We start from the raw sequence: 25,404 nt of genomic DNA on the forward strand, positions 1-25,404 counted from the left end.
AGGTCAAAGGGGGTCAGAAGACGCGCGAGGCAGCCTCGTCCCATGCGCCGGCGTCGCCGGAGGGCTCGTAGCGGCGCAGCGGCTCCGCCGCGGCCACCAGCGACCGCATCTCCGCCAGGTCGGAGACCAGCCCCGCCGCGCGCGCCTGCACGAGCACGTTGCCGAACGTGGTCGCCTCCGCGGGACCGGCCACCACCGGCAGCCCGCAGGCGTCCGCGGTCAGCCGGCACAGCAGCTCGTTGCGGGACCCGCCGCCCACCAGGTGCACGACCTCCACGTCGCGCCCCGACAGCTCGACGGCCTGCCGGATGGCCTGCCGGTGCCCGAGCGCCAGGCTCTCCAGCACGCACCGCACGTACGCCGCCGGGGTGGCCGGCGGTCGCTGCCCGGTGCGGCGGCACTCGGCCGCGATCCTGGCCGGCATGTCGCCCGGCGGCAGGAACACCGGCTCGTCCGGGTTGACCACGGCCGCGAACGGCCGCTCGCCCGCCGCCGCCTTCAGCAGATCGCCCAGGTCGGAGCCGGGCCAGGCGCGCAGGCACTCCTGCAGCAGCCACAGCCCCATGACGTTGCGCAGGTAGCGGACGGTGCCGTCGATGCCGGCCTCGTTGGTGAAGTTCGCGGCGCGGCTGTCCGGCGTCAGCACCGGACCCGGCAGCTCCACCCCGGCCAGTGACCACGTGCCGCAGGAGACGTACGCGAACGCCGGCCCGGTGGCGGGCACCGCGACCACGGCCGAGGCCGTGTCGTGCGAGCCCACCGCTCTGACCGGCGCCGACCAGCCGATCTCGGCGGCCACGTCCCGGCGCAGCCCGCCGACCGCCTCGCCCGGCTGCCGCAGCGGCGGGAAGATCCCGGACGGCAGCCCCAGCCGCTCGATCAGCGGGGTCGCCCACGTCCTGGTGCGCACGTCGAGCAGGCCCGTCGTCGAGGCGTTGGTCACCTCCGCGCCCAGCTCGCCGGTCAGCCAATAGCCGAGCAGGTCGGGGATCAGCAGCATCGTGGCCGCCTGGTCCAGCCGGTCGGCCAGCAGCTGGTAGATCGTGTTGAACGGCAGCACCTGCAGCCCGGACACCTCATACAGCGCCTCGGCGCCGACCTCTTCGGCCACCCGCTCGGCCACGCCCTGCGTGCGGTCGTCGCGATAGTGCACCGGGTTGCCCAGCAGCGCGCCGGACTCGTCCAGCAGCCCGTAGTCGACCGCCCACGAGTCCACGCCGATCGACGACACCGGGCCCGCGGCACGCAGGCCCGCCAGGATCTCGCGATAAAGGCCGAGGATGTCCCAGTAGAGGCGGCCGGCCACGCGCACCGGGCCGTTGGGGAAACGATGCGCCTCGGTCAGCTTCAACCCGTCGGACAGATCGGCCAGCATCACCCGGCCACTGGAAGCTCCGAGGTCCACGGCGGCGAAACGGCGGCTCATTGGGTCGACTCCCTGGCGACCAGCTCCGGCTGGAACATGATGTGCTGGTGGGCGTGCGTCTCGGGGTTGTCGCACTCGTCGAGCAGCAGCTCGGTGGCGATGCGGCCGAGCTGATAGGTGGGCTGGCGCATCGAGCTCAGCGACACCGTCGAGGCGGCGGCGAACTCGATGTCGTCGTAGCCCATCAGCGCCACGTCCTCGGGCACCCGCACCCCGGAGCGGAGCAGAGCCCGCAGCATGCCGAGCGCGAGCAGGTCGTTGGCGCAGAACACGGCCTCCGGCAGGGGGCCGCCGGCCATCAGCTCGGCGGCCGCCTTCTCGCCCGCGCGGGCCGTCATCGTCGCGACCTCCACCACCCGCAGCTCGCCGGCGTCGAGCCCGACGGCCCGCATGGCCGCCTTGGCGCCCTCACGGCGCTCCACGCACTGCCTGATCGTCAGCGGTCCGGTGATGTAGGCGATGCTGCGCGCACCCTTGGACAGCAGGTGCGCGACGGCGGCGCGGCCGCCCGCCACGTCGTCCACGGCGACGGCGCACTGGTCGGGCCGGTGCGCCGGGTGGTCGACCAGCACCACGCTGATGTTGTGCTCGCGCATCCGGTCGAGTCTGGCCGGGTCCTCGCCGGACGGGGTGATCAGCACGCCGCGCACCCGGTGCTCGGCCAGCACCCGCAGGTTGCGGTCCTCCTTGTCCTGCGAGCCCGCCGAGTTGCCCAGGATGACGGCGTAGCCCAGCTCGCTGGCCACGTCCTCGACCCCGGCGGCGACCTCCGTGAAGAACGGGTTGCCGATGTCGATCACGCTCAGGCCGATCGTCCTGCTGTGCCCGGCACGCAGCGTCGAGGCCGAGCCGTGCCGGACGAAGCCCAGCTCGCTGATCGCCGCCTCCACCCGCTCCCGCGTGGCGGGAGCGACTTTGCCTGGCCGGTTCAGTACGTTGGAGACCGTGCCGGGGGAGACGCCGGCGTGCGCGGCGACGTCCTTAATGCTGACCATGGCCATGGGGCCCAATTAAAACGTACAAACGCACAGGACGCCACATGGCCGCCCCTACATCGCCCGGTCCAGGGGAACCAGGCGATGGCTGCGGCGCGCCCTCCTGGCAGGTCCTGGCGACGGCCGGGCGAAGCTGCCGCCTAAAGCATTGAATCGGTTCACCCGGAGCGATGCCTGCGGGCGCACGAGGAGTGGTGGGGAAGACGGCGGCGACAGTGATTTCTTACGCCCTGACCTGGAGCTACGCTCTCACGCTGGCGTAAAGGTCTTGTGCGGCAGGCGCGAGGAACGTTTTAATCCCCCGTACACGCAGGCGTAACAAGCTGTGAGCGCTAACAGTTACTCGAAAGGCAGGCTCATGCCGGATGTCATCGCCTATGGCGGCGACTGGAATCCCGAGCAGTGGCCCGAGGAGACGTGGGAGCAGGATGTCGCGCTGATGCGCGAGGCCGGCGTCAACAGGGTCAGCGTCGGGATCTTCTCCTGGTCGATGCTGGAGCCCGTCGAGGGGGTGTTCGACTTCGGCTGGTTCGACCGGGTGATGGACCTGCTGGCCGCGAACGGCATCCAGGCCAACCTGGCCACCCCGACGGCCTCTCCGCCGCCGTGGTTCTCCGACACCTACCCCGAGGCGCTACCGGTCGACGCCGACGGGCGGCGGCTCTACCACGGCAGCAGGCAGGGCTTCTGCCCCAGCTCGCCGATCTACCGCGAGAAGGCGCTGCGGATCGCCGAGCAGGTGGCCCTGCGCTACCGCGCGCACCCGGCGCTGGCCCTGTGGCACGTGCACAACGAGTACGGCTGCCACAACGCCCGCTGCTACTGCGACACCTCCGCCGCGGCGTTCCGCGCCTGGCTGCGCAACCGCTACGCCTCTCTGGACGAGCTCAACGACGCGTGGGGCACCGCCTTCTGGTCACAGCGCTACAGCGACTGGGCCCAGATCCTGCCGCCCCGCGCCACCCCCAGCTTCCCCAACCCGGGGCAGCAGCTCGACTTCCGCAGGTTCAGCTCCGACGCACTCGTCGAGCTGTACGTCGCCGAGCGCGACCTGCTCAAGTCGATCAGCCCGGACGTGCCCGCCACCACGAACCTGATGGCGGGCGCGCACTGGGACATGGACTGCTGGTCCTTCGCCGACGAGCTCGACGTGGTCTCGACCGACCACTATCTGGTCGGGGCCCGCGCCGAGCCCCACATCGACCTGGCCTTCGCCGCCGACTACGCGCGCTCGCTGAACGGCGGGCGGCCCTGGCTGCTGATGGAGCACTCGACCAGCGCCGTCAACTGGCAACCCCGCAACCTCGCCAAGGCGCCCGGCGAGCTGCGCCGCAACTCCCTGCAGCACCTGGCCAGGGGCGCCGACGGGATCATGTTCTTCCAGTGGCGGGCCTCCCGCGCCGGCGCCGAGAAGTGGCACTCGGCGATGCTGCCGCACGCCGGCACCAACACCAAGATCTTCCGCGAGGTCGCCGCGCTCGGCGCCGAGCTGGCCGGGCTCTCCGACGTCGCAGGCAGCACCGTCAAGGCCGACGTGGCGATCCTGCTCGACCACTCCAGCGTGTGGGCCCAGGACCATCCCGCCCAGCCGACGGCGGACCTGGACCCGGTCGAGGAGGCCAAGCGCTGGCACGCCGCCCTGTGGCGGGCGGGCGTCACCTGCGACCTGGCCCGGCCCGAGTCCGACCTGTCCGGCTACCGCCTGGTGCTGGTGCCCGCGCTCTACCTGGTGAGCGACGCGGGGGCGGCCAACCTGGAGGACTTCGTCCGCCGGGGCGGGGTCGCGCTCGTCGGGCCGTACAGCGGGATCGTGGACGAGCACGACCGGGTGCGGCTGGGCGGCTACCCGGGGGCGTGGCGTGACCTGCTCGGGGTGACGGTCGAGGAGTTCTTCCCCCTGGACGGGCCGATCCGGCTGGCGTCGGGGGCGACGGGGACCGTATGGAGCGAGCTGGCGCACGCCGGCGGGGCGAAGGTCCTGGACACCTACGCCACCGGCGAGCCCGCCTGGACCCGCAACTCCTGGGGCGACGGGGCCGCGCACTACCTGACCACCCGGCTGGACGACGAGGCGCTGGCCGAGGTCGTGGCCGCCGTCTGCGCCGAGGCGGGCGCCGAACCCGTCGCCAAGGCAGGCCCGGGTGTGGAGGTGGTGCGGCGCTCGCACCCCGACGGCCGCTCGTTCCTGTTCGCGATCAACCACACGGAGGAGGACGCCGTCGTGACGACCCCTGCGGGGGACCAGGTGACCGTGCCCGCCGGCGACGTCGTCGTCCTCCCCGCCTGACATCCGAGCCGCGGCGCTCAGCCGCCCGCGGCCCGGCATACCCGTTGGGAAAGCGCTTCCAGGCGCCGTCCCATCGATCACCCCCCTTCCCGTACGGAGGTGCACCCCCAATGTCCGAAATCTCGCGACGTGATGCGTTAAAGGGAATGGCCGTCGCCGGAGCGGCCGTCCCGCTGGCCTCGATGCTGGAGTCGCCCGCCCTGGCCGCCCTGGACATCCCCGACGTCAGCCTGCGCTGGCTGGAGGGCAAGCCCGCCGAGGCCCCCGGTACCACCTGGGGCGTCCCCTGGCCCAAGGGCACGGTGCCCAAGGAGCAGCAGTTCGCGCTCACCGCCGCCGACGGCGCGGCCGTGCCGGTGCAGACGTGGCCGCTCGGATACTGGCCGGACGGCTCGCTCAAGTGGACGGCCCACGCCACGGGCCCCGGCACCCCCGTTGCCGAGACGTACACGCTGCGGCCCGGCGCCGCGGCCGCTCCGGCCAAGCCGGTCACGGTCAAGGACGAGAAGCAGTACGTGGACGTGGACACCGGCGTGATCCGGGTCCGCGTCCGCAAGGGCGGCAGCGAGCTGATCTCCCAGATCTGGCGCGGCGAGACCGAGATCGCCCGAAAAGGACAGCTGGTCAGCCTCAGGCAGAGCAAGATCGACGACGGCGACGACCGCACCACCGAAGTGGACTCCTACCTCAGCGACATCGCCAAGGTCGAGGTCGAGCAGTCCGGCCCGGTGCGCGCCGTGATCAGGATCGAGGGCCGCCACACCTCCAAGAAGGGCAAGTCCTGGCTGCCGTTCACGGTCCGGCTGTACTTCTACGCCGGCGCGGAGAGCGTGCGCATGACGCACACGTTCGTGTTCGACCGTGACGGTCAGAACGACTTCATCGCCGGCCTCGGCGTGCGCTTCCGCGTCCCGATGCGGGACGAGGCCTACAACCGGCACGTCCGCTTCGTCGGTGACGGGCACGGCCAGCTCGCCGAGGCGGTCAAGGGCATCACGGGCCTGCGCCGCGACCCGGGCCTGGCCGTCCGCAAGGCGCAGGTGGCCGGCCAGAAGCTGCCGGACATCGCCACCTGGGACACCCGGGTGAGCAGCCGCGTCCACCTGATCCCGGACTGGGGCGACTACACCCTCTCCCAGCTGTCCTCCGAGGGCTTCACGCTGAAGAAGCGCACCAAGAAGGGGTACGGCTGGGTCGCCGTCGACCAGGGCAAGCGGGCTTCGGGCTTCGGCTACGTGGGCGGCGTGGGCGGTGGCTTCGCGTTCGGCATGCGCGACTTCTGGCAGCGCCACCCCGGCCAGCTCGACATCCGCGGCGCCGCCTCCGAGGAGGCCGAGGTCACGGTCTGGATGTGGTCGCCGGAGGCCGGGCCGATGGACACCCGCTTCTACCATGACGGCCTCGGCCAGGACACCTTCCCTGAGCAGATCGAAGGCCTCAACATCACCTACGAGGACTACGAGCCCGGGTTCGGCACGCCGCTCGGCATCGCGCGGACGACCGAGCTGACCTTCTGGGCTGTGGCCGCCACCCCCGACGCCGCACGGCTCGGCGCGATGGCCGACGCGGTGCGCACGCCGCCGCTGATCATCGCCCCGCCCGAGCACTTGGCCGCCGCCAAGGTGTTCGGCGGCCTGTTCACCCCGGTCGACCGGTCCACCCCGGAGAAGAAGACCATCGAGGACCGGCTCGACTTCCTCTTCGACTACTACAAGAAGCAGGTCGAGCAGCGCCACTGGTACGGCTTCTGGGACTACGGCGACATCATGCACACGTTCGACGAGGACCGTCGCGTGTGGCGCTACGACATCGGCGGCTACGCCTGGGACAACTCCGAGCTCTCGCCGGACCTGTGGCTCTGGTACGCCTACCTGCGCTCGGGCCGGGCCGATGTCTTCCGCTTCGCCGAGGCGATGACCCGGCACACCGGCGAGGTGGACGTCTACCACCTGGGCCCGTGGGCCGGGCTCGGGACCCGGCACAACGTCCAGCACTGGGGGTGCAGCGCCAAGCAGCAACGCATCTCGACGGCCGTCTACCGGCGCATCTTCTACTTCCTGACCGCCGACGAGCGCACCGGGGACCTGATGCGGGCGCTGGTGGACTCCGACAAAACGTTCATGGCGCTCGACCCGCTGCGGAAGATCCGCACGGCGCCGTACACGCCGAACCCGGAGGCGCTGGCCATCGGCCTGGGCACCGACTGGAGCGGCCTGGCCGCCGCCTGGCTCACCGAATGGGAGCGCGGCGGCGACCCGATCGCCGAGAAGAAGCTCAAGGCCACGATGCGGACCATCGCCGCGATGCCCAACGGGTTCGTCACGGGGGAGGGGCTCTACAACATCAACACCGGTGAGTTCGCGGCTGCCGCGAAGAAGGTGGCGGTGTCTCATCTGTCGGCCATGTTCGGGCAGGTCGAGATCTGCGCCGAGCTGATCGACCTGGTGGACATGCCGGACTTCGAGAAGGCGTGGCTCCAGTACTGCCGGCTGTTCAACGCCACCAGGGCCGAGCAGGCGGCCGAGACCGGGGCCCACTTCGGCAACCTCATCCTCAAGCAGGGGCACTCCAGGCTCACGGCGTACGCGGCGGTCCGGCTGAAGCGCGACGACCTCGCCACCCGCGCCTGGACGGAGTTCCGCACCGGCGACGGGTACGCCCCGACCCTGCCGTGGAAGTCCGAGAAGGTCGGCACCACGCTCAACCCGACCGACGAGGCGGCCTGGGTCTCCACCAACACCACCGCCCTGTACGGCCTGGCCGCCATCCAGAACCTGGCCCTCGTGGGCGACAAGCTCCCCAGATGACCGATTAAAACGTGTCACCACCCCCGGCTGACCTCGTGGTCAAGCCGGGGGCCGGGGACGCATTGACAGCGAGCACCAGGAATCATAGTTTCCTGCACGGAGGATTAAAACGTTTTGAAGGGAGTGTCAGTGCAACGCGTCTGCTTCCTGCTGAAAGTCCGCCCGGAGCGGCTGGCGGAGTACCGCGAACGCCACCAGAACGTCTGGCCGGACATGCGAGAGGCGCTGTCGCGCACCGGCTGGCACAACTATTCGCTCTTCCTCAGGGATGACGGCCTGCTCGTGGGCTACCTGGAGACCGAGGACTTCGAGGCCGCCAAGAAGGCCATGGCCGAGACGGACGTCAACGCCCGCTGGCAGGCCGAGATGGCGCCCTTCTTCGAGGACCTCGACGGTCGCCCCGACGAGGGCATGGCGCCGCTGACCGAAGTGTTCCACCTGGATTGATCGGGGAGTTCATGACTGACATCAAGGCCGCGCTACGGGCGCAGCACATCGAGACGCCGTCCTGGGCGTACGGCAACAGCGGCACGAGGTTCAAGGTGTTCGCCCAGCAGGGCGTGCCGCGCGACCCGTACGAGAAGCTCGCCGACGCCGCCCAGGTGCACGCCTACACGGGGGTGGCACCCACGGTCGCCCTGCACATCCCGTGGGACAAGGTGGACGACTACGCCGACCTGGCCCGGCATGCCAAGGACCTGGGCGTCGGCATCGGCGCGATCAACTCCAACGTCTTCCAGGACGACGACTACAAGCTCGGCAGCGTCACCAACCCGGACCCGCGGGTGCGGCGCAAGGCCACCGACCACCTGCTCGAGTGCGTGGACATCATGGACGCCACCGGCTCCGACACCCTCAAGCTGTGGTTCTCCGACGGCATCAACTACCCGGGTCAGGACGACATCCGCGCCCGCCAGGACCGGCTGGCCGAGTCCCTGGCCGAGGTGTACGCGCGCCTGGGCGAGGGCCAGCGGTTCCTGCTGGAGTACAAGCTGTTCGAGCCCGCCTTCTACGCCACCGACGTGCCGGACTGGGGCACCGCGTACGCGCACTGCGTCAAGCTCGGCCCCAAGGCGCAGGTGGTCGTAGACACCGGGCACCACGCGCCGGGCACCAACATCGAGTTCATCGTGGCGTTCCTGCTGCGCGAGGGCAAGCTCGGCGGCTTCGACTTCAACTCCCGCTTCTACGCCGACGACGACCTGATGGTGGGGGCGGCGGACCCGTTCCAGCTGTTCCGCATCATGTTCGAGGTGGTGGGCGGTGGTGGCTTCGACCCTGAGCTCAACGTGGCCTTCATGCTCGACCAGTGCCACAACATCGAGCCGAAGATCCCCGGCCAGATCCGCTCGGTCATGAACGTCCAGGAGGCCACCGCCAAGGCCCTGCTGGTCGACCGCGAGGCTTTGGCCGCGGCGCAGAACGAGGGCGACGTGCTGGGCTCGAACGCCGTGTTCATGGACGCCTACAACACCGACGTGCGGCCGCTGCTCGCCGAGCTGCGGGAGGAGATGGGCCTCGCGCCCGACCCGATGGCCGCGTACGCCAAGTCCGGATATTTCGAGAAAATCGCCGCCGAGCGTGTCGGCGGACAGCAGGCCGGCTGGGGGGCCTGAAGCACCATGGATGTCATCAACGAACTGCTGGAACGCTCGCACCGCCTGGGAGCCGACCCGCGCAACACCAACTTCGCCGGCGGCAACACCTCGGCCAAGGGCAGTGAGTCCGACCCGGTGACCGGCGAGGACGTCGAGCTGCTCTGGGTCAAGGGCTCCGGCGGCGACCTGGGCACGCTCAAGGAGTCCGGCCTGGCGGTGCTGCGCCTGGACCGGCTGCGCGCGCTCAAGGGCGTCTACCCGGGCGTCGAGCGCGAGGACGAGATGGTCGCCGCGTTCGACTACTGCCTGCACGGCAAGGGCGGGGCGGCCCCGTCGATCGACACGGCCATGCACGGCCTGGTCGAGGCGGGCCACGTCGACCACCTGCACCCCGACGCGGGCATCGCCATCGCGACCGCCGCCGACGGCGAGGAGCTGACCAGGCGCGTCTTCGGCGACCGCGTGGTGTGGGTGCCGTGGCGGCGGCCCGGCTTCCAGCTCGGCCTGGACATCGCCGCGATCAAGGACGCCAACCCGCAGGCGATCGGCTGCGTCCTCGGCGGCCACGGCATCACCGCCTGGGGCGCCACGTCCGAGGAGTGCGAGTCCCGCTCGCTGGAGATCATCCGCACCGCGGAGGCGTACCTCGCCGAGCACGGCCGGCCCGACCCGTTCGGCTCGGTCGTCTACGACACGCTGCCGGAGGCCGAGCGGCACGCCCGCGCGGCCGCGCTGTTCCCGGTCATCCGCGGCCTGGCCTCCACCGACGTGCGCACGGTCGGCCACTACACCGACACGCCCGAGGTGCTGGACTTCGTCTCCCGCGCCGAGCACCCGAGGCTGGCCGCGCTGGGCACGTCCTGCCCCGACCACTTCCTGCGCACGAAGGTCGCGCCGCTGGTGCTCGACCTGCCGCCGGACGCGCCGCTGGAGCAGGCCGTCGAGCGGCTGCGTGAGCTGCACGCCGCCTACCGCGAGGACTACACCGCCTACTACGACCGGCACGCCACCCCCGACTCACCGCCGATGCGCGGCGCGGACCCGGCCATCGTGCTGGTGCCGGGCGTCGGCATGTTCTCCTTCGGCAAGGACAAGCAGACTGCCCGGGTGGCCGGCGAGTTCTACGTCAACGCCATCAACGTCATGCACGGCGCCGAGTCCGTCTCCACCTACGCGCCCATCCCCGAGTCGGAGAAGTTCCGCATCGAGTACTGGGAACTGGAGGAGGCCAAGCTCCGCCGCATGCCCAAGCCCAAGCCCCTGGCCACACGCGTGGCGCTGGTCACCGGCGGCGGCTCGGGCATCGGCGCGGCCACCGCCCGCCGCCTGGCCGCCGAGGGCGCCTGCGTGGTGATCGCCGACCGCGACCTGGCCGCCGCCGAGAAGGTGGCCGAGGAGATCGGCGCGAGCGCGTACCGGGTGTCCGACGTGGCCGTGGCCGCCGGCGTGGACGTCACCTCCGAGGAGCAGGTCGTCGCCGCGGTACGCGCGGGCGTGCTGGCCTTCGGCGGCGTGGACCTGATCGTGAACAACGCCGGCCTGTCGCTCTCGCGCGCGCTGCTGGAGACCACCCTCGCGGACTGGGACCTGCAGCACGACGTCATGGCGCGCGGCTCGTTCCTGGTCTCCCGCGAGAGCGCCCGGGTGATGATCGACCAGGCCATGGGCGGCGACATCATCTACATCTCCTCCAAGAACGCCGTCTTCGCCGGGCCGAACAACGTCGCCTACGGCGCCGCCAAGGCCGACCAGGCCCACCAGGTCCGGCTGCTCGCGGCCGAGCTGGGCGCCCACGGCGTGCGCGTCAACGGCATCAACCCCGACGGCGTGGTCCGCGGCTCAGGCATCTTCGCCTCCGGCTGGGGCGCCAACCGCGCGAAGGTCTACGGGGTCGAGGAGGAGAATCTCGGTGAGTTCTACGCGCAGCGCACCCTGCTCAAGCGCGAGGTGCTGCCCGAGCACGTGGCCGCGGCCGTCTTCGCCCTCACCGGCGGCGACCTGACCCACACCACGGGCCTGCACATCCCGGTGGACGCCGGCGTGGCCGCCGCCTTCCTGCGCTAGGCGTAGGAGGCGACGAGCCCGACCAGCATCCCCGCGACGCCGGCCGCCGTGATCAGCCAGCCTCCGATCACGGCGGCCCGCCGCCCCCTGCGTGCGCCCGCCCAGTACATGATCACGTACGGCAGGAAGCCCAGTCCGCCGAATCCGACCGCCGGCAACGTCAGAGCGGCGAGCACGCCCATCGTCCCTGCCGGAACGGCCCGATCTCCTTCGGGCGTGAGCTGCGCCCGCTTGACGTCCCCCGCCGAGGAGTCCGGCGAGGCGTCCACCGGCATGGGAGCGCCCCCCGAGTCCGGGCTGAACAACCCCTTGCAGTCGTAGCGTCCCTCGCCCAGGTCCTCGCACGAGATCACCTGCAGCGTGCCCGGTGTGCCGATCCGGCCCGTCGCGAGCTCCAGATCTCGTACGACGAACACCATCGGCATCAGGCACACCACGAGCCAGAGCAGCACGAGGATGACCTTCCCCACCCGCCCAGGGTCCCTCCCCGCGGGTGTGACGAACTGCACATCGGGCAAGAAATCGCTCATAGGCTCATCATTCTGCCTGCGACTTGGGTTTCACCTGCAGCCTGCTGGGACGACCGGCTTGCACATCCATCCTGAGCAGTGCATCATCTTCACAAGCAAGGTCATGAGCAGTTATGCATGAATATGCAGGAGGATGGGATGAGGGCGGCGATCGCCGGAGCCAGCGGCTATGCGGGGGGCGAGCTGCTGCGGCTCCTGCTCGGCCATCCCGAGTTTGAGATCGGCGCGCTCACCGCGGCCTCCAGCGCGGGCAGCCGCCTGGGCGCCCACCAGCCCCATCTGCCGCAGCTGGCCGACCGGATCATCGAGGACACCACGGCCGGCGTGCTCGCCGGCCACGACGTCGTCTTCCTGGCGCTGCCTCACGGCCATTCGGCCGCCGTCGCCGCCCAGCTCGGAGCGGACACGGTCGTGGTGGACTGCGGCGCCGACCACCGGCTCGCCGACCCGGCCGCCTGGCAGGAGTTCTACGGCGGCGAGCACGCGGGCACCTGGCCCTACGGGCTGCCCGAGCTGCCGGGACAGCGCGACGCCCTGCGCGGGGCCACCCGGATCGCGGTCCCCGGCTGCTATCCGACCTCGGTCCTGCTGGCCCTGTTCCCGGCGTTCGCCGCCGGGCTGGCCGGGCCCGACGTGGTCGTGGTGGCCGCCAGCGGCACCAGCGGCGCGGGCAAGTCGCTCAAGCCCAATCTGCTGGGCAGCGAGGTCATGGGCTCGGTCAGCGCGTACGGCGTGGGCGGCGTGCACCGGCATACCCCCGAGATGGAGCAGGGCCTGTCGGCCGTCGCCGGCACGCTGGTCCGGGTGTCGTTCACCCCGACGCTGGCCCCGATGAGCCGCGGCATCCTCGCCACCTGCACCGCCCCCGCCACGCCCGGCCTCACCCAGGAGTCGCTCAGGGCGGCGTACGAGGTGGCGCTGAAGGACGAACCGTTCGTCCGGCTCCTGCCCGAAGGGGTCTGGCCGGCCACCGCCATGACCTACGGCGCCAACACCGCCGCCCTGCAGGTGACGCTCGACGAGCGCGCGGGCCGCGTGGTCGCCGTCATCGCCATCGACAACCTCACCAAGGGCACGGCCGGAGGCGCCATCCAAAGCGTCAACCTCGCCCTCGGCCTGCCGGAAGAGCTCGGCCTCCCCCTGGCAGGAGTCGCACCGTGACCTCCGCCGTGGCGGCCAAAGGCCCCCGACCGGGTGGTTCGCGGTTCGCGGCCGGTGCCTGGAGGGCCGAGCTGAGCACCATGTCCTGGGACTCCACGTTTACTCGCAGGCGCGCAACGGTGCGGCTGACGAAGGAGGAAGTGTGAGCGTTACAGCGCCACTAGGTTTCAGAGCCGCGGGTGTCGCCGCCGGGATCAAATCCGCCGGCGCCCGCGACCTGGCCCTCGTCGTCAACGACGGGCCCAGCCGCGCCGCCGCCGGCGTCTTCACCGCCAACCGCGTGAAGGCCGCCCCCGTGTTGTGGTCGCAGCAGGTCCTGGCGGGCGGCCGGCTGCGAGCCGTGGTGCTCAACTCCGGCGGCGCCAACGCCTGCACCGGCCCGGAGGGTTTCCAGGACACGCACGCCACCGCCGAGAAGGTCGCCGCGGCGCTCGAGGACTCGGCGGGCGAGGTAGCGGTCTGCTCGACCGGCCTGATCGGCGAGCGCCTGCCGATGGAGGCGCTGCTGTCCGGCGTCGACACCGCCGCCACCCAGCTGTCCCGGGACGGCGGCCTGGCCGCGGCCGACGCCATCCGGACCACCGACACGGTCTCCAAGATCTCTTTCAAGCGGGCCAACGGCTACATGGTCGGCGGGATGGCCAAGGGCGCGGGCATGCTCGCCCCGGCCCTCGCGACCATGCTCTGCGTGATCACCACGGACGCCGACGTGACCAGCGACGAGCTCGACACGGTGCTCCGCAAGGCCACCGCCAAGACGTTCGACCGGCTCGACACCGACGGCTGCATGTCCACCAACGACACCGTGCTCCTGCTGGCCAGCGCCGCCTCCGGGGTCAAGCCTGACCTGGCGGAGTTCGAGCAGAAGGTCACCGAGGTCTGCGCCGACCTGGCCAGGCAGCTCCTGGTGGACGCCGAAGGCGCCAGCAAGGCCATCGCCATCGAGGTGATCGGCGCCCACTCCGAGCAGGACGCGGTCAAGGTCGGCCGCTCCGTCGCCCGCTCCAACCTGCTCAAGTGCGCCATCCACGGCGAGGACCCCAACTGGGGCCGCGTCCTGGCCGCGGTCGGCACCACCGACGCCGTCTTCGAGCCCGACCGGCTCAACGTGGCGATCAACGGCATCTGGATCTGCCGCGGCGGCGCGGTCGGCGACGACCGCTCCAAGGTGGACATGCGCCCCCGGGACGTGACCATCACGATCGACCTGTCGGCCGGGCCGCACACCGCGACCGTGCACACCACGGACCTGACGGCCGACTACGTCCACGAGAACTCGGCGTACAGCTCATGAGGCTCTCCACCGCCCAGACGAAGGCCGAGGCCTTGATCGAGGCGCTGCCCTGGCTGACCCGCTTCCACGGCGCGACGGTCGTCATCAAGTACGGCGGCAACGCCATGACCGAAGAGGCGCTCAAGGAGGGCTTCGCCGAGGACGTCGTCTTCCTGCACCACGTGGGCCTGCGCCCGGTGGTCGTGCACGGCGGCGGCCCGCAGATCAGCAGCGCGCTGGACAAGCTCGGCATCGAGTCGACGTTCACCGCCGGCCTCCGGGTCACCACGCCCGAGGCCATGCAGGTCGTCAGGATGGTACTGACGGGCCAGGTCAACCCCGAGATCGTGGGCCTGGTCAACCGGCACGGCCCGTTCGCGGTCGGCATGTCCGGCGAGGACGCCCACCTGTTCACCGCCGTGCGCAAGCACGCGCTCGTGGACGGCGAGCCGGTCGACATCGGCCAGGTCGGCGAGATCATCAAGGTCGACCCCGGCGCCGTCAAGGCCCTGATCGACGACGGCCGCATCCCCGTGGTCTCCAGCGTCGCCAGGGGAGACGACGGCCAGATCTACAACGTCAACGCCGACACCGCCGCCGCCGCGCTGGCCGTGGCGCTCCAGGCGCAGAAGCTGATCGTGCTGACCGACGTCGAAGGCCTGTACGCCAACTGGCCCGACGACACCGACGTGATCGACAGCCTCACCGCCGACGAGCTGGAAACGCTCATGCCCACGCTGTCCAGCGGCATGGTCCCCAAAATGGAGGCCTGCCTGTCGGCGGTGCAGGGCGGCGTGCCGCAGGCCCACGTGCTCGACGGTCGCGTGCCCCATTCACTGCTGCTAGAGATCTTCACCAACGAAGGAATCGGAACGATGGTGATGCCCTGATGGACCTATATCAGAGGTTCGAAAAGGTGTTCATGCCCAACTACGGCATCCCGCCGGTCGCGCTGGCGCGCGGCGAGGGCTGCCGTGTGTGGGACGTGGACGGCAAGCAATACCTCGACTTCATCGGCGGCATCGCGACCAGCTCGCTCGGCCACGCGCACCCCGCCCTGGTCGAGGCCGTGTCGACGCAGGTCGCCACCATCGCGCACACGAGCAACCTGTTCCTGCACGAGCCCGAGGTGCTGCTCGCCGAGAAGCTCATCGCCCTGCTGAACGCCCCCGCCCGGGTCTTCTTCGCCAACTCCGGCACCGAGGCCAACGAGGCGGCGTACAAGCTGGCGCTCAAGTACGGCCGCCGCGAGGGCCGCTCCTACTTCGTCGCCGCCGAGAACGGCTTCCACGGCCGCACGATCGGCGCCCTGTCGCTGACCGGCAAGCAGTCCATCCGCGACCAGTTCGGCCCGTTCCCCGTCGATGTGCGCTTCGTCCCCTACGGCGACGCCACCGCGCTCAAGGAAGCCGTGACCGGCGACTGCATCGCGGTCTTCCTGGAGCCCACCCAGGGCGAGGCCGGCGTGGTGCCCCCGCCGGCCGGCTACTTCGAGGCCGCCCGCGAGATCTGCGACTCGACCGGCGCGCTGCTGGTGGCCGACGAGATCCAGTCGGCGATCGGGCGTACCGGGCACTGGTTCGCCCACCAGGCCGACGGCGTCACGCCCGACATCCTGACCCTGGCCAAGGGACTGGGCGGCGGCATGCCGATCGGCGCCTGCGTCGGCTTCGGCGAGGTCGGCAAGCTGTTCGCGAAGGGCGACCACGGCTCGACCTTCGGCGGCAACCCGGTCTCCTGCGCCGCCGCCCTGGCGGTGCTGGACACCCTGGACCTCGACCACGTGAAGACCGTTTCCGCACGTCTGCGCGACGGTCTGGAGGCCGTCGGCCATCCGCTGCTGAAGGGCGTCCGCGGCCGCGGCCTGTGGCTGGCCGCGGTCCTGAACGAGCCGCGCTCGGCCGACGTCCAGAAGGCCGCCGCGAACGCCGGCTTCCTGGTGAACGCCCTCCAGCCCGACGCCGTGCGCATCGCCCCGCCGCTGGTGGTGACGGCCGACGAGGTGGACGCCTTCGTGGCCGCGTTCCCCGCGATCCTGACGGAGGCCGCCCGATGACCAGGCACAGCGCGGACTCGGCGCAAATCAGGCACTTCCTGAGGGACGACGACCTCTCGCCCGCCGAGCAGGCGGAGGTCCTCGACCTCGCCGCCGCGATGAAGAAGGACCGGTTCGGCTACCGGCCGTTCGAGGGCCCGCAGACGGTCGCGGTGCTGTTCGACAAGCCGTCGGCCCGCACCCGCGTCTCCTTCCACACCGGCATCGGCGAGCTGGGCGGCCTACCGCTGGTCGTGGACAACGTCTCGGTCCTGATGGGCCGCGGCGAGCCCACCGCCGACCTCGCCAGGGTGCTCGACCGGCAGGTCGCCGCCATCGTCTGGCGGACCACCGGCCAGGAGCTCATCGAGGAGATGGCGGCCCACTCCCGCGTGCCGGTCGTCAACGCGCTCACCGACGAGTTCCACCCGTGCCAGATCCTCGCCGACCTGCAGACCGTCCGGGAGCACCTGGGCAGGACCGCCGGGCTCACGCTGACCTACCTCGGCGACGGCGCCAACAACATGGCCCACTCCTACCTGCTCGGCGGCGCCACGGCCGGGATGCACATCCGCATCGCCGCCCCGGCCGGCTACCAGCCCGACGCGGTCATCCTCGACCAGGCCGCCGCCATCGCCGCCAAGACGGGCGGCTCGGTGGTCGCGCTGTCGGACCCGGTCGCCGCCGTCCAGGGCACGCACGTGATCGCCACCGACACGTGGGTGTCGATGGGCCAGGACGGCAAGGAGCAGCGGGTCCGCGACCTCATGCCGTACCAGGTCAATGGCGAGCTGCTCGAGCACGCCGCGCCCGACGCGATCGTGCTGCACTGCCTGCCGGCCTACCGCGACTACGAGATCACCGACGCGGTGCTCGAAGGGCCGCGCAGCGTCGTGTGGGACCAGGCCGAGAACCGGCTGCACGCGCAGAAGGCGCTGCTGCACTGGCTGGCGACACACCGATGACCATTCCGATGACCAAAGCGGCCAGGCAGCAGAGGATCACCGATCTGCTGCGGCGGCAGGCCGTGCGCTCCCAGCCGGAGCTGGCCAAGCTCCTCGCCGACAGCGGCGTCGAGGTCACCCAGGCCACGCTCTCGCGCGACCTGGACGAGCTCGGGGCGCTCAAGCTGCGCGCGGAGGACGGCTCGCTGGTGTACGCGCTGCCCGGCGAAGGCGGCGGGCGGATCCCGCTGGCCCGGGTGGGCACCGGCGAGTCCCCATCGGCGAGGCTGCAGCGCGTCGCCGAGGAACTGCTGGTCAGCGCCGAGGCCTCGGCCAACCTGGTCGTCGTGAAAACCCCTCCGGGGGCGGCACAGTTCATGTCCTCCGCGATCGACCACGCCGACTGGGAGTCCATCCTCGGCACGGTGGCGGGCGACGACACCATCCTCGTCATCACCCGCGACCCGGCAGGCGGGCCGGCGGTCGCCGACGCCCTCCTGAAAGTCGCCGCCCGGCGTAGTTTGGAGCAGAAATGACCGAGCGCGTGGTCCTCGCCTACTCCGGCGGGCTCGACACCTCCGTCGCCATCCCCTACCTCGCCGAGAAGATGAACGCCGAGGTCGTCTGCGTCGCCGTGGACCTCGGCCAGGGCGGCGAGGACATGGAGGCGATCCAGAAGCGGGCCATCGACTGCGGCGCCGCCGAGTCGGTCGTGGTGGACGCCAAGGAGGAGTTCGCCGCCGACTTCTGCGTGCCCGCGCTGCAGGCCAACGCCCTCTACATGGACCGCTACCCGCTGGTGTCGTCGCTGTCGCGCCCGCTCATCGTCAAGCACCTGGTGTCGGCGGCCGAGCAGTTCGGCGGCACCGTCGTCTCGCATGGCTGCACCGGCAAGGGCAACGACCAGGTCCGCTTCGAGGCAGGCCTGGCCGCGCTGGCGCCCGGCCTGAAGGTCGTCGCGCCCGCCCGCGACTTCGCCTGGACCCGCGACAAGGCCATCGAGTACGCCGAGGCCAAGGGCCTGCCCATCGAGACGTCGAAGAAGAACCCGTTCTCCATCGACCAGAACCTCTGGGGCCGCGCCGTCGAGACGGGCTTCCTGGAGGACATCTGGAACGGCCCGACCGAAGAGGTCTACGCCTACACCGCCGACCCGTCCCAGCCGAAGGAGCCGGACGAGGTCGTCGTCACCTTCGAAGCTGGCGTCCCGGTCAAGATCGACGGGCGGCCGCTGACGCCGTACCAGATCATCGACGAGCTCAACAAGCGCGCCGGCGCCCAGGGCGTCGGCCGGATCGACATGGTCGAGGACCGGCTCGTCGGCATCAAGTCCCGCGAGGTGTACGAGGCGCCGGGCGCCATCGCGCTCATCACGGCCCACATGGAGCTGGAGAACGTCACCGTCGAGCGCGACCTGGCCCGCTTCAAGCGCGGCGTCGACCAGCGGTGGAGCGAGCTCGTCTACGACGGTTTGTGGTTCTCGCCGCTCAAGGACGCCCTCGACGCGCTTATCGCCGAGGCCCAGAAGCACGTCTCCGGCGACATCCGCATGACGCTGCACGCCGGCAAGGCCACCGTCACCGGCCGCCGCTCCGAGGAGTCCCTGTACGATTTCTCGCTGGCCACGTACGACACCGGCGACACCTTCGACCAGTCGCTCGCCAAGGGCTTCGTCCAGCTGTTCTCCCTCCCCGCGAAGATCGCCGCGGCGCGGGACGCGAGGAAGGGCTGATTGCACTAATGTCGCGGGGGATACAGGAGGAGAAGATTACGGTGAGTGATGGCAAGCCGATGCGGCTGTGGGGCGGGCGGTTCGAAGGAGGCCCGGCCGACGCGCTGACCCGGCTGTCGGTGAGCGTGCACTTCGACTGGCGGCTGGTGCCGTACGACCTGGCGGCGTCCAGGGCGCACGCGCGCGTGCTGCACAAAGCGGGGCTGCTGAACGACGAGGAGCTCGAGCGCATGATCGGCGCGCTCGACGACCTGGAGCGGGCCTGCAAGGCGGGCGAGTTCCGGCCGACGGTCGCCGACGAGGACGTGCACACCGCGCTGGAGCGCGGCCTGCTGGAGCGGCTCGGCTCGCTCGGCGGCAAGCTCCGCGCCGGCCGCTCGCGCAACGACCAGATCGCCACCGACCTGCGTCTCTATCTCCGCGACCACGCCCGCACGATCGTCTCCCGGCTGGTCGAGCTGGAGACGGCGCTGATGACCCAGGCCGCCGAGCACGCCGAGACGGCCGCGCCCGGCATGACGCACCTGCAGCACGCGCAGCCGGTGTCGTTCGGCCACCAGCTGCTGGCGCACGTGCACGCCTTCACCCGCGACATCGACCGGCTCATCGACTGGGACAAGCGCGCCGCGATCTCCCCGCTCGGCTCCGGCGCGCTGGCGGGCTCGTCGCTTCCGCTGGATCCGCAGGCTGTGGCGCAGGAGCTGGGCTTCTCGGCGGCCGCGCCCAACTCCATGGACGCCGTCGCCGACCGGGACTTCGCGGCCGAGTTCCTGTTCGCCGCCGCCCTGATCGGGGTGCACCTGTCGCGGCTGGGCGAGGAGATCGTCCTGTGGGCCTCGCAGGAGTTCCGCTGGATCGAGATGGACGACGCCTACTCCACCGGCTCGTCGATCATGCCCCAGAAGAAGAACCCCGACGTGGCCGAGCTGGCCCGCGGCAAGTCAGGGCGGCTGATCGGCAACCTGATGTCGCTGCTGACCACGCTCAAGGGCCTGCCGCTGACCTACAACCGCGACCTGCAGGAGGACAAGGAGCCGGTCTTCGACACCGTCGACACGCTCCTGCTCGTCCTGCCCGCGATGGCCGGGCTCGTGGCGACCATGCGGGTCAACACCGCCCGCCTGGAGGCCTCCGCCCCCGACGGGTTCGCGCTCGCCACCGACCTGGCCGAGCTGCTGGTGCGCCGCGGCGTGGCGTTCCGCGAGGCCCACGAGGCCGTCGGCCACCTGGTGGTGTGGTGCCAGGTGCACGACAAGGACCTCGGCGAGCTCACCGACGACGAGCTGGCCAAGGTGTCGCCGCACCTCACGCCCGACGTGCGCGACGTGCTCAACGTGCCCGGAGCCCTCGCCGCACGCAAGGCGCACGGCGGCACTGCCCCCGACCGCGTACGCGACCAGCTCATCGCGCTCCGCGAAGCGGTCGACGCGCAGGCGGCATGGGCGGCGGGCAGCTGAGCTCCGCCCCGCTGCCGCGGAGCTTCTTCGACAGGTCGTCGCACGAGGTGGCGCCCGACCTGCTCGGGCGCGTCCTCGCGCACGGCGACGTCGCCGTGCGCCTGACCGAGGTCGAGGCGTACGGCGGCCCGGGCGAGGACCCGGCGGCGCACACCTACCGGGGCAGGACGCCCCGCAACGCCGTCATGTTCGGCCCGCCGGGCCACCTGTACGTGTACTTCACCTACGGCATGCACTTCTGCGCCAACCTCGTCTGCCTGCCCGACGGCTGCGGCTCGGCCGTGCTGCTGCGGGCGGGCGAGGTGGTGGCGGGTCTCGACGAGGCACGCCGGCGGCGCAACGGCGGGCGCGCGGCGGACAGCGCCGGCCGCAGGTCCATCCCCGATCGGGATCTCGCCCGGGGCCCCGCCAGGCTCGCGGTGGCCCTCGGCCTCCTGCGCGAGCACAACGGCCTTGACGCGATCTGGGAAGGCCCGCCGGACCTGGCCGGCGGGGACGGCGCCCGCCGGCTGACCGGCCGGCCCCACACAGCGGCCATGATGCTCGAAGGCGACCCGGCCGACCCCGCCTCGATCAGGTCAGGGCCTCGCACCGGCATCTCGACGGCCAAGGAGGTGCCGTGGCGGTTCTGGATCGACGGCGACCCGACCGTGTCGCCGTACCGAGCTCACGTGCCGCGCCGCCGCAGCGCCGCCGCCACCTCCGTGGGAGAGGCGCCCAGCTCGTGAGGACTGAAGACGTGCAGGTGATCACCCGTGTCGATCTCCAGCATCCCGCTGCGCAGCCCCCACCTCCTGCGGACGTCGACCTTGATGTCCCAGATCGCCTCCCAGGGCACGTGCCGCTTGCCCGCGAACCCGTGCACCACGGTGATCCCGCTCTCGTCGGCCGCCAGCCGCACCGGAACGATCAGGTCACGCAGCCCCATCGCCCCCACCAGGACGGCCGCGGGGACGGCTAGGATCACGCCGCGGACATCGCCTGCCAACCACCAGTAAACGGCGAGTCCGGCGCATACCAGACCCCCTAAGATCTTGAAAACGGCCAGCTCGCGACGGACCCTCCACATGGAGACAGAGCGTATCCAAGTGGCGGTCAACCCAAGCGATCAGGCACGCTTGTAACACCCAACGTCCAACGTCTCAATGAAAGCCGGCACCGTGATCGACATTCTCGATGACCTCGCGTGGCGAGGCCTGATCGCTCAGTCCACCGACCTCGACGCGCTGCGTGCGTCCATGGCCAAGGGACCGATCACGGTCTATTGCGGTTTCGACCCGACCGCGCCCTCCCTGCACGTCGGCCACTTCGTGCCGCTGCTCACGCTGCGCCGCCTGCAGCGGGCCGGGCACCGCCCGATCGGACTGGTCGGCGGCGCCACCGGCCTGATCGGCGACCCGAGCGGCCGCAACACCGAGCGCTCCCTGAACGCGACCGAGGTCGTCGCCGAATGGGTGGAGCGCCTGCGCGGGCAGGTCGGCCGGTTCCTCGACTTCGACGCCCAGCCCAACGCCGCCCTCATGGTGAGCAACCTCGACTGGACCGGCGAGCTGAGCGCCATCGGCTTCCTGCGCGACATCGGCAAGCACTTCCCGGTCAACCGCATGCTGGCCAGGGAGTCGGTCTCCGCGCGCCTGCAAGGTGAGGGGCTGAGCTACACCGAGTTCAGCTACCAGATCCTGCAGGCCAACGACTACCTCGAGCTGCACCGCCGCTACAACTGCACGCTGCAGATCGGCGGCAGCGACCAGTGGGGCAACCTCACGGCGGGCGCTGACCTGATCCGCCGCGTCGAGGGCGCGCACGTCCACGCGCTCACCCTGCCGCTGATCACAAAGGCCGACGGCACCAAGTTCGGCAAGACGGCGGGTGGCGCGCTCTGGCTCGACCCGGAGATGACCTCCCCCTACGCCTTCTACCAATACTTCCTCAACTCCGACGACCGCGACGTGATCCACTACCTCAAGGTGTTCACGTTCAAGAGCCGCGAGGAGATCGAGGCCCTGGAGAAGGCCGTCGCCGAGCGGCCCTTCGCCCGCGAGGCGCAGCGGACGCTGGCCGAGGACCTGACTGAGCTGCTGCACGGCAAGGAAGAGCTCGACGCGGTCGTGGCGGCCTCCAAGGCGCTCTTCGGCCAGGGTGCTCTGGAAGACCTGCCTGCCTCGACGCTGGCGGCCGCGCTGGCCGAGGTGCCCAAAGCCGAGATCGCCGCGCTGGGGGCGCCGTTCGTGGACCTGCTGGCCGACAGCGGCCTGGTGGAGTCGAAGTCGGCGGCCCGGCGGGCGGTCAAGGAGGGCGGGGCATACCTCAACAACGTCAAGATCACCGACGAGACGTACGTGCCGGCCGCCGACGACCTGCTGCACGGGCGCTTCATGGTGCTGCGGCGCGGCAAGAAGTCGATCGGCGGCGTCGAGGTCGGCTGACAGGCGCTTGTGCCAAGCGGGCCTTTCCAGCGGCGGAAGGCCCGCTTCGGCGTAGTAGGAGGTGTTTTCGCAGACGGTCGGGTCCGTCGGTGAACTCTCAGCAGTTCAGCGACGCATGAACAGCGCCACGGTGAGGCCCGGCAGATCCCCGGAGTGCTTGGCCATGCTGAGCTCGAACCCCGCCTCTTTCACCTCTCCGACGCGAGAAATCCCGTCACCCTCCAGCCCCGATTTCTTCGTCCCCCGCCATACCACCCAGACCCGTTCCCGCCCGTCCAGCGCCGCGGAGACATCGGACCGCTCGGGATAACCGAACCCGTCGGGGTGGGGCGCGACACCGATCCGCAGCACATCGACCGGCATCAGGGAGTCCGCGTAGTAGTCGAATCCCCGGCGCACCTGGCTCTGCCCGAACACGATCGCATCGTCCGGCTCGGCCTTGATCACGCGAAGGGCCCACGGGATGTTCTCGAAGCGCCCGTTCTCCTCCCGGATCTCCACGTGATCAGGAAAGGCCAGCCCGGCCCCGAGCAACACGACCACCACCCCCGCGACCACGGGGAAGCGCGGGATGGCGGCCACGGCCAGCCCCGCCAGCAGCGCCAGAGCCGGCGCGGTCACGAAGAGATACCGGTCCACATAGACCGGGGTGAGCAGGTGAGACACCGCGAGAAGCAGCAGCGGCGGCAAGATCAGCCACCCCGCCAGCGCGAGCGCCCACGCCCTGTCCCTGCCGCCCGCCGATGAGCCCGCGCCCCCCGCGGGTGATCCCGCGGCATCCGCCGGTGAGCCCGGGTCCCCAGCTCCACGCCGGCCCGCCCACAACAGCGCCGCGCCGGCCAGCGCCATCGCGAGCAACAACACACCGAGCGCCGTCGTCCCGGCCGCCATCTTGGGGAACTTCAGCCATACCTCAGGCCCGCGCTGCGGGATCCAGCTGATCGCGTGCCGCTCGCCGTACCCGATCAGTCCCAGCACCACGGCAGGCACGAAGCCTGCGGCGAGCGCGCCCAGCATCGGCGCGAGCACCGCCCGGCGGGCCAGCGCCACGTGGGCGGGCAGCGCCAGCACAGCGAACAGATGCGTCGAGCACACCAGCGCGATCGCCACCCCGTACACCACCCACCGCCTGCCCTCCGGACGCTCGAGAGCCCGGTGCAGCGCCCAGAAGGAGAACACGACGGCCGCGGCCGCGAACGCGTACGACCTGGCGAAAGCCCCGAGGTAGGACACCGACGGCAGGGTCGCGAAGACGGCGGCCGCGATCACGCCGGCGCGGGTGGAGTGCAGGCGCCGCCCCAGGTCGGTCAGGAACCAGGCCGCCACGCCGATCGCGATCGCCGACGGCAACCGCAGCCACAGCTCTGCCGTGCCGGCCTTCATCCAGAAGTGCATGAACAGGTAGTACGGCAGGAAATGGCCGTCGATGTGCTGCGCCAGCTCCCACATACCCGCCAGCGATCGCGAGGCGAAGCTGATGGTGGCCAGCTCGTCGCCGTTCAAGGTGGCGGAACCCGTTCCCGAGAAGGCTGCGCCGCCCGCGAGCAATGCCATCCACCACGGGGTTGACCTGCGGAGACGTTGGGCGGGACGAGCGGGGGGTGCAAGAGTGGCGGCAGTGGTCACCGGGGCAGGATACGCGGCGTAAGGGCGGTCAAATGGCAGATGTGATCGCCGGCCGCCTCATTGGCCTCATTGGCGCGAATCACCTCGGTGTCACTGACTGGTGGTGCGTGTCGGCTTCATAACGATCACAACGCGCCGCTCCGCATCGCCGACCGGTCGCTCGTACTCCAAGCCGTAGCGCGTGGCCAGCACGTCGAAGAAGTCACCCGACGAATCCGGCTCAACCCGCTCGACCACGCCTCGGATCTCCAGATAGCGGTACGGCCTCTCGGGGTCGTTGATCGAGATCGCCAGGTGCGCGTTCTGGGTGACATTTCGGTGCTTGCGGCGGTCCGTCGTGGTCGTGAATCGCAGGAACTCCCCGTCCCACACTGTCCAGACCGGATTCACGTTGGGCGTGCCGTCCGGCTCGATCGTCGCCAGGTGGGCGAACAGCGGTCGCTCCAGCAGGTCCAGGTGGCTCTTCGGAATCATTGCTCCCTCTTCTCCTTCAGCGCCTGATCTTCAGCGAGCTGAGCTTATCAAGGTTTTGATGATTATCAAGGTTCGTATCATTGTATGAGGTTGTATTGTCCGGGCATGGGGATGCCCGCAGGTGACCGGCTCGGCATAGACATCAAGCGTGCCGAGCAGTCGCTCATGGCCGCCAAGCAGCTGGCCGTCAGGGCCGCCGGGTTGACCGTCCCTCAATACGCGGCGCTGCTCGCGCTTGCCGACAGTCCCGGAATCTCAGGCGCCGCGCTGGCGCGGGCCTGCCTCGTGACGCCGCAGGCCATGACGGTCGTGCTCAAGAACTTGGAGGAACGCGGCCTCATCGAGCGTTCGCCGCATCCCTGGCATCGCAACGTCCTCGAGACACGGCTCACGGAGTCCGGGCGTGCGGCAGTGGAAGTGGCGGACGAGAGGGCCGTGGTGATCGAACGGGCCATCGCGGATGAGTTCACCGAGGGGGAGCGTGCGACGTTGCGCGAGTTGCTGGCCCGATGTGAGCAGGCCATCGGGCGCGGGGCGGCGCAGCTGTGAACGGCCCGTGCCTGGCGATT

22 protein-coding genes are annotated in these 25,404 nt (G+C 70.7%); 16 read left to right on the plus strand and 6 right to left on the minus strand.

Translation table 11 applies throughout. The annotated features are described in order from the left end of the window. Positions 1-13 precede the first annotated feature (13 nt). Positions 14-1,426, minus strand: a complete 1,413-nt coding sequence (locus tag OHA25_RS32640; RefSeq protein ID WP_327580781.1) for a rhamnulokinase — start codon at positions 1,424-1,426, stop codon at positions 14-16. Continuing rightward, positions 1,423-2,427, minus strand: a complete 1,005-nt coding sequence (locus OHA25_RS32645; RefSeq protein WP_327580782.1) for a LacI family DNA-binding transcriptional regulator — start codon at positions 2,425-2,427, stop codon at positions 1,423-1,425. The genes OHA25_RS32640 and OHA25_RS32645 overlap by 4 nt, the downstream gene beginning before the upstream one ends. 352 nt (positions 2,428-2,779) lie before the next feature. Here OHA25_RS32645 and OHA25_RS32650 point away from each other — a divergent pair, with 352 nt between their 5' ends. The 5 genes from OHA25_RS32650 to OHA25_RS32670 all read left to right on the plus strand — a co-directional run bounded on the left by OHA25_RS32650 (position 2,780) and on the right by OHA25_RS32670 (position 11,177). Then, positions 2,780-4,708: a beta-galactosidase gene (locus tag OHA25_RS32650; RefSeq protein WP_327580783.1), complete on the plus strand. Its 1,929-nt coding sequence runs from the start codon at positions 2,780-2,782 to the stop codon at positions 4,706-4,708. 110 nt (positions 4,709-4,818) lie between these two features. Next, positions 4,819-7,515, plus strand: a complete 2,697-nt coding sequence (locus tag OHA25_RS32655; RefSeq protein ID WP_327580784.1) for an exo-rhamnogalacturonan lyase family protein — start codon at positions 4,819-4,821, stop codon at positions 7,513-7,515. A 129-nt stretch (positions 7,516-7,644) separates the two neighbouring features. Beyond that, positions 7,645-7,962 carry an L-rhamnose mutarotase gene (locus OHA25_RS32660; protein ID WP_305921734.1) on the plus strand — a complete coding sequence of 106 codons (318 nt, stop codon included), beginning with the start codon at positions 7,645-7,647 and terminating at the stop codon, positions 7,960-7,962. An 11-nt stretch (positions 7,963-7,973) separates the two neighbouring features. Then, positions 7,974-9,131 (plus strand): L-rhamnose isomerase, encoded by a 1,158-nt coding sequence (gene rhaI / locus OHA25_RS32665; RefSeq protein WP_327580785.1) that lies wholly within the window; start codon positions 7,974-7,976, stop codon positions 9,129-9,131. Positions 9,132-9,137: 6 nt separating this feature from the next. Beyond that, a complete protein-coding gene (locus OHA25_RS32670) occupies positions 9,138-11,177 on the plus strand; it encodes a bifunctional aldolase/short-chain dehydrogenase (RefSeq protein ID WP_327580786.1) in 2,040 nt (679 codons plus the stop codon). On the opposite strand, the gene OHA25_RS32675 is transcribed toward OHA25_RS32670, so the two are convergent. After that, on the minus strand, positions 11,174-11,707 hold the full coding sequence (locus OHA25_RS32675) for a hypothetical protein (protein ID WP_305921737.1): 534 nt from the start codon (positions 11,705-11,707) through the stop codon (positions 11,174-11,176). The two genes, OHA25_RS32670 and OHA25_RS32675, sit on opposite strands and share 4 nt — an antisense overlap. Positions 11,708-11,830: 123 nt before the next feature. Between OHA25_RS32675 and argC the strand changes: the two genes are divergently transcribed. The 9 genes from argC (at position 11,831) to OHA25_RS32720 (ending at position 21,037) form a co-directional block, all read left to right on the plus strand. After that, a complete protein-coding gene (gene argC / locus OHA25_RS32680; RefSeq protein ID WP_442942218.1) occupies positions 11,831-12,868 on the plus strand; it encodes an N-acetyl-gamma-glutamyl-phosphate reductase in 1,038 nt (345 codons plus the stop codon). A 142-nt stretch (positions 12,869-13,010) separates the two neighbouring features. Beyond that, positions 13,011-14,162 (plus strand): bifunctional glutamate N-acetyltransferase/amino-acid acetyltransferase ArgJ, encoded by a 1,152-nt coding sequence (argJ, locus tag OHA25_RS32685; protein ID WP_327580788.1) that lies wholly within the window; start codon positions 13,011-13,013, stop codon positions 14,160-14,162. Beyond that, positions 14,159-15,031, plus strand: a complete 873-nt coding sequence (argB, locus tag OHA25_RS32690) for an acetylglutamate kinase (protein ID WP_305921740.1) — start codon at positions 14,159-14,161, stop codon at positions 15,029-15,031. Before argJ ends, argB begins: the two co-directional genes overlap by 4 nt. Next, entirely contained in the window at positions 15,031-16,197 is a 1,167-nt protein-coding gene (locus OHA25_RS32695) for an acetylornithine transaminase (protein ID WP_327580789.1), read from the plus strand. The genes argB and OHA25_RS32695 overlap by 1 nt, the downstream gene beginning before the upstream one ends. Then, positions 16,194-17,141: an ornithine carbamoyltransferase gene (gene argF, locus OHA25_RS32700; RefSeq protein ID WP_305921742.1), complete on the plus strand. Its 948-nt coding sequence runs from the start codon at positions 16,194-16,196 to the stop codon at positions 17,139-17,141. The genes OHA25_RS32695 and argF overlap by 4 nt, the downstream gene beginning before the upstream one ends. Then, on the plus strand, positions 17,138-17,656 hold the full coding sequence (locus tag OHA25_RS32705) for an arginine repressor (RefSeq protein WP_327580790.1): 519 nt from the start codon (positions 17,138-17,140) through the stop codon (positions 17,654-17,656). The genes argF and OHA25_RS32705 overlap by 4 nt, the downstream gene beginning before the upstream one ends. Beyond that, positions 17,653-18,852 (plus strand): argininosuccinate synthase, encoded by a 1,200-nt coding sequence (locus OHA25_RS32710; RefSeq protein ID WP_327580791.1) that lies wholly within the window; start codon positions 17,653-17,655, stop codon positions 18,850-18,852. The genes OHA25_RS32705 and OHA25_RS32710 overlap by 4 nt, the downstream gene beginning before the upstream one ends. A gap of 8 nt (positions 18,853-18,860) precedes the next feature. After that, positions 18,861-20,309, plus strand: coding sequence for an argininosuccinate lyase (argH, locus tag OHA25_RS32715; protein ID WP_327580792.1), 1,449 nt, complete (start codon positions 18,861-18,863; stop codon positions 20,307-20,309). Then, positions 20,291-21,037 (plus strand): DNA-3-methyladenine glycosylase, encoded by a 747-nt coding sequence (locus OHA25_RS32720; RefSeq protein WP_327580793.1) that lies wholly within the window; start codon positions 20,291-20,293, stop codon positions 21,035-21,037. Before argH ends, OHA25_RS32720 begins: the two co-directional genes overlap by 19 nt. Here the strand turns inward: OHA25_RS32720 and OHA25_RS32725 are convergent. Continuing rightward, positions 20,977-21,378, minus strand: a complete 402-nt coding sequence (locus OHA25_RS32725) for a PH domain-containing protein (RefSeq protein WP_327580794.1) — start codon at positions 21,376-21,378, stop codon at positions 20,977-20,979. The two genes, OHA25_RS32720 and OHA25_RS32725, sit on opposite strands and share 61 nt — an antisense overlap. 91 nt (positions 21,379-21,469) lie before the next feature. Between OHA25_RS32725 and tyrS the strand changes: the two genes are divergently transcribed. Next, entirely contained in the window at positions 21,470-22,735 is a 1,266-nt protein-coding gene (tyrS, locus tag OHA25_RS32730; RefSeq protein ID WP_327591071.1) for a tyrosine--tRNA ligase, read from the plus strand. A gap of 105 nt (positions 22,736-22,840) precedes the next feature. Here tyrS and OHA25_RS32735 read toward each other — a convergent pair whose 3' ends face one another. Both OHA25_RS32735 and OHA25_RS32740 read right to left on the minus strand, forming a co-directional pair. After that, positions 22,841-24,289, minus strand: coding sequence for a glycosyltransferase family 39 protein (locus OHA25_RS32735; RefSeq protein ID WP_327580795.1), 1,449 nt, complete (start codon positions 24,287-24,289; stop codon positions 22,841-22,843). 162 nt (positions 24,290-24,451) lie between these two features. Next, positions 24,452-24,835 carry a PPOX class F420-dependent oxidoreductase gene (locus OHA25_RS32740; protein ID WP_305921749.1) on the minus strand — a complete coding sequence of 128 codons (384 nt, stop codon included), beginning with the start codon at positions 24,833-24,835 and terminating at the stop codon, positions 24,452-24,454. A gap of 105 nt (positions 24,836-24,940) precedes the next feature. Between OHA25_RS32740 and OHA25_RS32745 the strand changes: the two genes are divergently transcribed. After that, entirely contained in the window at positions 24,941-25,384 is a 444-nt protein-coding gene (locus OHA25_RS32745; protein WP_327580796.1) for a MarR family winged helix-turn-helix transcriptional regulator, read from the plus strand. Positions 25,385-25,404 lie beyond the last annotated feature (20 nt).

Source organism: Nonomuraea sp. NBC_00507, assembly GCF_036013525.1.
Classification (GTDB): domain Bacteria; phylum Actinomycetota; class Actinomycetes; order Streptosporangiales; family Streptosporangiaceae; genus Nonomuraea.

Bases quoted from the DNA above. Each gene is read 5' to 3' on its own strand.
- OHA25_RS32640 (WP_327580781.1), bottom strand. From the start codon at position 1,426: ATGAGCCGCCGTTTCGCCGCCGTGGACCTCGGAGCTTCCAGTGGCCGG.
- OHA25_RS32645 (WP_327580782.1), bottom strand. From the start codon at position 2,427: ATGGCCATGGTCAGCATTAAGGACGTCGCCGCGCACGCCGGCGTCTCC.
- OHA25_RS32650 (WP_327580783.1), top strand. From the start codon at position 2,780: ATGCCGGATGTCATCGCCTATGGCGGCGACTGGAATCCCGAGCAGTGG.
- OHA25_RS32655 (WP_327580784.1), top strand. From the start codon at position 4,819: ATGTCCGAAATCTCGCGACGTGATGCGTTAAAGGGAATGGCCGTCGCC.
- rhaI (WP_327580785.1), top strand. From the start codon at position 7,974: ATGACTGACATCAAGGCCGCGCTACGGGCGCAGCACATCGAGACGCCG.
- OHA25_RS32670 (WP_327580786.1), top strand. From the start codon at position 9,138: ATGGATGTCATCAACGAACTGCTGGAACGCTCGCACCGCCTGGGAGCC.
- OHA25_RS32675 (WP_305921737.1), bottom strand. From the start codon at position 11,707: ATGAGCGATTTCTTGCCCGATGTGCAGTTCGTCACACCCGCGGGGAGG.
- argC (WP_442942218.1), top strand. From the start codon at position 11,831: ATGCAGGAGGATGGGATGAGGGCGGCGATCGCCGGAGCCAGCGGCTAT.
- argB (WP_305921740.1), top strand. From the start codon at position 14,159: ATGAGGCTCTCCACCGCCCAGACGAAGGCCGAGGCCTTGATCGAGGCG.
- OHA25_RS32695 (WP_327580789.1), top strand. From the start codon at position 15,031: ATGGACCTATATCAGAGGTTCGAAAAGGTGTTCATGCCCAACTACGGC.
- argF (WP_305921742.1), top strand. From the start codon at position 16,194: ATGACCAGGCACAGCGCGGACTCGGCGCAAATCAGGCACTTCCTGAGG.
- OHA25_RS32705 (WP_327580790.1), top strand. From the start codon at position 17,138: ATGACCATTCCGATGACCAAAGCGGCCAGGCAGCAGAGGATCACCGAT.
- OHA25_RS32710 (WP_327580791.1), top strand. From the start codon at position 17,653: ATGACCGAGCGCGTGGTCCTCGCCTACTCCGGCGGGCTCGACACCTCC.
- argH (WP_327580792.1), top strand. From the start codon at position 18,861: ATGTCGCGGGGGATACAGGAGGAGAAGATTACGGTGAGTGATGGCAAG.
- OHA25_RS32720 (WP_327580793.1), top strand. From the start codon at position 20,291: ATGGGCGGCGGGCAGCTGAGCTCCGCCCCGCTGCCGCGGAGCTTCTTC.
- OHA25_RS32725 (WP_327580794.1), bottom strand. From the start codon at position 21,378: ATGTGGAGGGTCCGTCGCGAGCTGGCCGTTTTCAAGATCTTAGGGGGT.
- OHA25_RS32735 (WP_327580795.1), bottom strand. From the start codon at position 24,289: ATGGCATTGCTCGCGGGCGGCGCAGCCTTCTCGGGAACGGGTTCCGCC.
- OHA25_RS32740 (WP_305921749.1), bottom strand. From the start codon at position 24,835: ATGATTCCGAAGAGCCACCTGGACCTGCTGGAGCGACCGCTGTTCGCC.
- OHA25_RS32745 (WP_327580796.1), top strand. From the start codon at position 24,941: ATGGGGATGCCCGCAGGTGACCGGCTCGGCATAGACATCAAGCGTGCC.